5 protein-coding genes are annotated in these 5065 nt (G+C 48.8%); all 5 read right to left on the reverse strand.

From position 1 onward, the window contains the following. On the reverse strand, positions 1–334 hold a 334-nt coding region (locus BGK46_RS01965; protein WP_139130711.1), incomplete at its 3' end, for a transposase. A gap of 123 nt (positions 335–457) precedes the next feature. Continuing rightward, on the reverse strand, positions 458–2617 hold the full coding sequence (locus tag BGK46_RS01970; RefSeq protein WP_084781198.1) for a S9 family peptidase: 2160 nt from the start codon (positions 2615–2617) through the stop codon (positions 458–460). A 186-nt stretch (positions 2618–2803) separates the two neighbouring features. After that, positions 2804–3580 (reverse strand): DUF3307 domain-containing protein, encoded by a 777-nt coding sequence (locus BGK46_RS01975; protein ID WP_069586802.1) that lies wholly within the window; start codon positions 3578–3580, stop codon positions 2804–2806. After that, the gene (locus BGK46_RS01980) at positions 3577–4224 is read right to left on the reverse strand and encodes a hypothetical protein (protein ID WP_069586803.1); all 648 of its coding nucleotides are present in this window, start codon (positions 4222–4224) and stop codon (positions 3577–3579) included. The genes BGK46_RS01975 and BGK46_RS01980 overlap by 4 nt, the downstream gene beginning before the upstream one ends. Positions 4225–4255: 31 nt before the next feature. Beyond that, a complete protein-coding gene (locus tag BGK46_RS01985; RefSeq protein WP_069586804.1) occupies positions 4256–4963 on the reverse strand; it encodes an ATP-binding cassette domain-containing protein in 708 nt (235 codons plus the stop codon). Between the last annotated feature and the right edge of the window lie 102 nt (positions 4964–5065).

The raw sequence follows: 5065 nt of genomic DNA on the forward strand, positions 1-5065 counted from the left end.
ATCCCTCTCTAGTCGTGAGGAGCGCATGGATGACCTTCTCTGTCAGCGACATACGCAAGAACCAACGATAAGCAACGTTGACTTCAATTTCTTTAACAAGCTGGCGCTCGCTTTTGATGCCGAAGAGATAGCCAAGCAGGATGATTTTAAATAAGCGAACGGGGTCAACGGGTGGACGGCCATTATCTTTGCAATAAAGGTGAGCGACTTCATCTCGAATAAACTCGAAGTCGATGGCGCGGTCGATTTTACGAACAAGATGGTCTTTGGGAACAAGTTGTTCCATCGTCACCATTTCAAGTTCATATTGGTGTGGAGAAGGTTCTTGAAGCATACCGGAGCATCCCTATTGCAACACTCCTATTAGATCAAAGGTCTAGCTCGAAAGCTAGACCTTTGTCAGCAGTCTGAAGCGCCGATAACGGCGCTTTTCTCGTTTCAGAGGGTTACCCTTTGATTACTTACCCTGCTTGTCGAGCAAGTCTAAGAAGAAGGCATATTCCAATGCATCTTCTTTAATCCGCTTAAAGCGCCCCGATGCGCCGCCGTGGCCGGCTTCCATATCGGTTTTAAACACCAATGTATGGTTATCGGTTTTGAGTTCACGCAGTTTTGCGACCCATTTCATTGGCTCAAAGTACTGCACTTGTGAGTCATGTAAGCCTGTGGTGACCAACAAGTTGGGGTAATCTTGCGCGGTGACATTGTCGTACGGTGAATAGCTAAGCATGTACTCGTAGTAGGTTTTGTCATTCGGGTTGCCCCACTCGTCATACTCGTTGGTGGTCAGTGGAATCGACTCATCCAACATGGTGGTGACAATATCCACAAACGGCACATGCGCCGCCACGCCTAAATACAACTCAGGCGCTTGGTTGATGATCGCTCCCATTAACAAGCCACCGGCTGAACCACCAACGGCAAACACCTTGTCTTTATCACCATAGCCCTGCGCGGTCAGCGCTTTCGTCACATCAATAAAGTCGTTAAAGGTATTCTTTTTGTTGAGTTTTTTGCCATCGTCATACCAAGGGCGTCCCAGCATTTCAGAGCCGCGAATATGGGCAATAGCAAAGACAAAGCCACGATCTAACAGGCTTAAACGCGTGGTAGAGAACATGGGATCCATGGTCGCGCCATAGGAGCCATAGCCGTATTGATAGAGCGGATTGGTGCCGTCTTTTTTGAAGCGGTCTTTACGGTACGCTAAAGATACAGGCACTTGCGCGCCATCACGTGCGGTGATCATCACCCGCTCGGATTGGTAGTTATCCGGGTTGAAATCACCCAGCACTTGGTTTTGTTTGAGCATTTCACGCTCGCCCGACGCCAAGTCAAACTCGTAATAGGTGCCCGGCGTGGTCAAGCTGGTGTAATACACGCGCACCGCGGTGTTATCCATCTCTGCATTGCCGGTCAGGTAGGACGCATAAGCTGAGTCATTAAACGTGAGCTGATATTCCTCCCCAGTGGTGAGGTTACGCACTGTGGTACGCGGCAGGCCATTCTCGCGCTGCTCGTAGACCAAGTGGTTATCAAATAGCGTAAAATCAACCAACTGCACTTTATCATTTGGTGCGATCACATCTTGCCATTGGCTGCGATCGTTACGCTCACTTTGATGAACCTTCATCAAGCGGAAGTTGACTGCTTGGTAGTTGGTATAGATGTAATACCACTCGCCACGCTTCGCCACTTCATATTCGATGCCAGTTTCTCGCGGATAAAACACTTGGGCGGTGGCATTCGGATCATTGGCATCCACGAGCGATACGCCGCTGGTTTCAGTGCTAGAGTGCCAAATAAAGATCTGCTCACCGTCTTTGCTTTTACTCAAGCCGGTGTAGTAGCTGGTATCCGTTTCTTCGTAAATTAACGTATCAGCGGATTGTGGGGTGCCCAAACGGTGGCGATATACCTGATACCCCAGCAAGGTTTGCGGATCTTTTTTGATGTAGTAGAAGGCTTGGTTGTCGTTCTGCCACACAATACTGCTCGAGGCGCCTTCAATTTTATCATCGAGGTACTCACCGGTGGTGAGGTCTTTAACTTGAATGGTGTAAACGCGGCGGCTAAGGGTATCTTCCCCATAGGCCAATAGGTTTTCGTTTGGACTGACGCTGAGTTGACCAATGCTGTAAAACTCATGCCCTTTCGCGAGCGCGTTGACATCCAAAATTACCGTTTTGTCGGTGCCGGCAAAGTCTTTCGCACGCACGTAAGTGCGGTATTCATTCTCGCCTTCCACTTCGCTGGAATAGAAATAACTGCCTTTTTTGACGGGAACCGAGGCGTCGTCTTTGACGATACGCCCTTTGATTTCATCGAATAGTTTGGCCTGCATTGGCTCAGTGTGCGCGAGCACCTGATCGGCATAAGCGTTTTCTTGATTAAGATGGGCGATCACATCGGGATCTTGGCGTGCATCGTCACGCATCCAATAGTAGTTATCCACGCGCGTGTCGCCGTGAATGGTCATTTCATGAGGGATTTTTTTCGCGACAGGCGCACTCAGTTCGCCTGGGCTGGAAGCTTTCACGTGTGACTCTCCTTGAAAACTGCACCCTGAGAGCAAAGACACCGCCAGTGCTCCGGTGAGTAAAATGTGTCGGGACATACTTTTCCTTCAGGTTTATTTAGCCATAACAGTAATTTAACAAGCAAGCATCCTATTACTGACCTGAGGGCATCAAGCAAGTTCCAATAAACAATGTTCTTTTTATCGTTCGCCAAACGACTGACTGACGCATCGTTTCTTAATACCAGTCCGTCATTTAAGCTTAAAACGGCTAATTCTTACTTTTTAGCCATACAAGGGTAATTGAAGCAAAGTAAGGCTTTGCGTGATCACAACGCCCACTAATGTCGTGATCACTACCGACAATAACGAACCAATTAAAACGTATTCGGTCAGGCTGCGATCCGCAGACCGCGTCAGCTCACCAAAACGGAAAATCGACTTAGCTGCCAGCACAAAACCGACAGCGGTATAGCTGCCAAGTAAGGTAAAGGTCAGGATCAAGATACGCTCTAAATAGCCAATCAACGCCCCCGCAGCTACGAGGCCATGATAGTCGTGTTGATAATCAGAGGGTGAGTCTAACGTGACCGTAAAGCGCTGTAACACATGACCAATCAATACTGATGTCGGCTTTAAGATCAATAAATAGCCCGTGCCAATCACGACGAGCTCGCTAAACAGAGGCATCTCGGTCAGCCCAACCCAAGGTGGCTGCGCCACAAAACTTAGGGCAATGAGCCCTAGTACCAAAAGGTGTATGCCTTGGCTCACCGAGAAACGGGCCAGTGATGACTGCGCGACAAGTTGGCCATCAAGCACTGCTACTACGCGCTTGGTGATTATGCCAACCGCCAATACGCCCAACAGCGGCGAGACAGTTTGAGTCCAAAACACCGCAGGTACCAGTAAACATAAACCGTAGAGGAGCGGTCCTACCGCCCAATCCATTATTCGCGCGCGTGGTGTCGATTTCGTCCACCAATTCGTAGGCTGTAGATAGAAATCATAAATAAGATGAGTCAGTAACAAGGGAACTAGCAAAGAAAGGAAGGCCATCATACGTGTGCTCCCACGGCTTGCTGAAACTCGGCCAACAATGCCTCGATAAGCCCCCAACCCGCCGCTTTAAGGGACTTACTCACGGTTGCATTCGCGACCCCAAGTGCGGCCGCTAACTCGCCATACGCGAGTGGTTGATCGCGCTGTAATAAAGGCAGCATCATTTCGCATTGACGAGACGTCGCATCGCTGAGTTGCCGGTCAAGATAACGGATCAGCAACGCAAATCTGTCTTCAAGATCGGTATTGGCGCAGAAAAAAGCCAGCCGCTGGTTTTTCATTGCTTTTAAGCCGCGACCAGATAGCACAAACGCTTGTCCCATCGACTCTGCCACCGTCTTACGCAAATCCGCTTGCTCAGCAATCGCAAAGCTGATGCGACAATCAAACGGTTTTCCTAGTGCTTTGATCGCAACACGATACATCACGACATAATGAAGCGCGTTCGCCACATCATGGATCACAGATTGAAACTCATCACCGCGTATAATGCTGTGCTGATTAGCGCGATGCGCTTGTGAAATATGGGCTTGTATGGTTTTGATTTGCGCCAGTACTCGCTCATACTCATCTCGATTTAAGGCGGTCGAATCCACCAGATCGCCACTGATCACCGCAATGGGTGCCTCGCTTTCTGTCGCCATTATTCGTCCCTGTTAACCAACTCCGCCAAATTTAGCCTTTTTTAGCAAAAAATACAAATTTACCCATAAATAGCAAAAATATAAGCGAGGCCGCATCATGCGACACCACCATAAAGGTACCCGTATAGTGATTAAGAAACTCCGCCAACCAAGCAACGTGCTCAGCATCGAGAAAGTTCGTCGGCTCGTCGAGTAACATCACTTCGGCTTGTTCAAGCAGTAACTTTGCCAACATCACTTTATGCCGTTGACCGCCACTCAACTGGCCCATTGCGGTTTGCATGCCCAACGGCGCGATACCAAGCCCAGCCGCTACCTGTTCAATACGATGAGAGATACGGTAAAAATCTTGTGCCTCTAATTGGCTTTGCAGTCGTGCCGCTTTGGCAAGCACCGCGTCTGACGTGTCCACCGACATCGATGCGTAGATAGCATTTAACGCTCGCTCAACCTCCACAAGATCGCGATATGCCAACGCCATAAAGTCATAGATAGACAGTGTTGGGTCGATCGTTAAATGCTGGTCTAAATAACCGACTTGGATATTCGGTTGCCAAACAATCTCGCCACTATCCGGCAGCAGTTCCCCTTGCAGCATTTTCAACAGGGTACTTTTCCCCACACCGTTCGCACCCGTCACACCAACATGTTCACCATGATGTAGCACCACGCTCGCACCTTGGTACAACACTTTTTCCTTAATTTGAAAACAGATGTTTTCAATCACTAATAAACTCATGTTTCTTATCCATAAAAAAGGCCGGTAACAAGTACCGGCCTTTCGTTATCATTAAATGGATGCATTCTGCTGTGATCAGAATGCATCGAGTAGGGTGAGGCG

The sequence above is a fragment of the Salinivibrio sp. SS2 genome, from assembly GCF_001722075.1.
GTDB classification, from domain to species: domain Bacteria; phylum Pseudomonadota; class Gammaproteobacteria; order Enterobacterales; family Vibrionaceae; genus Salinivibrio; species Salinivibrio proteolyticus.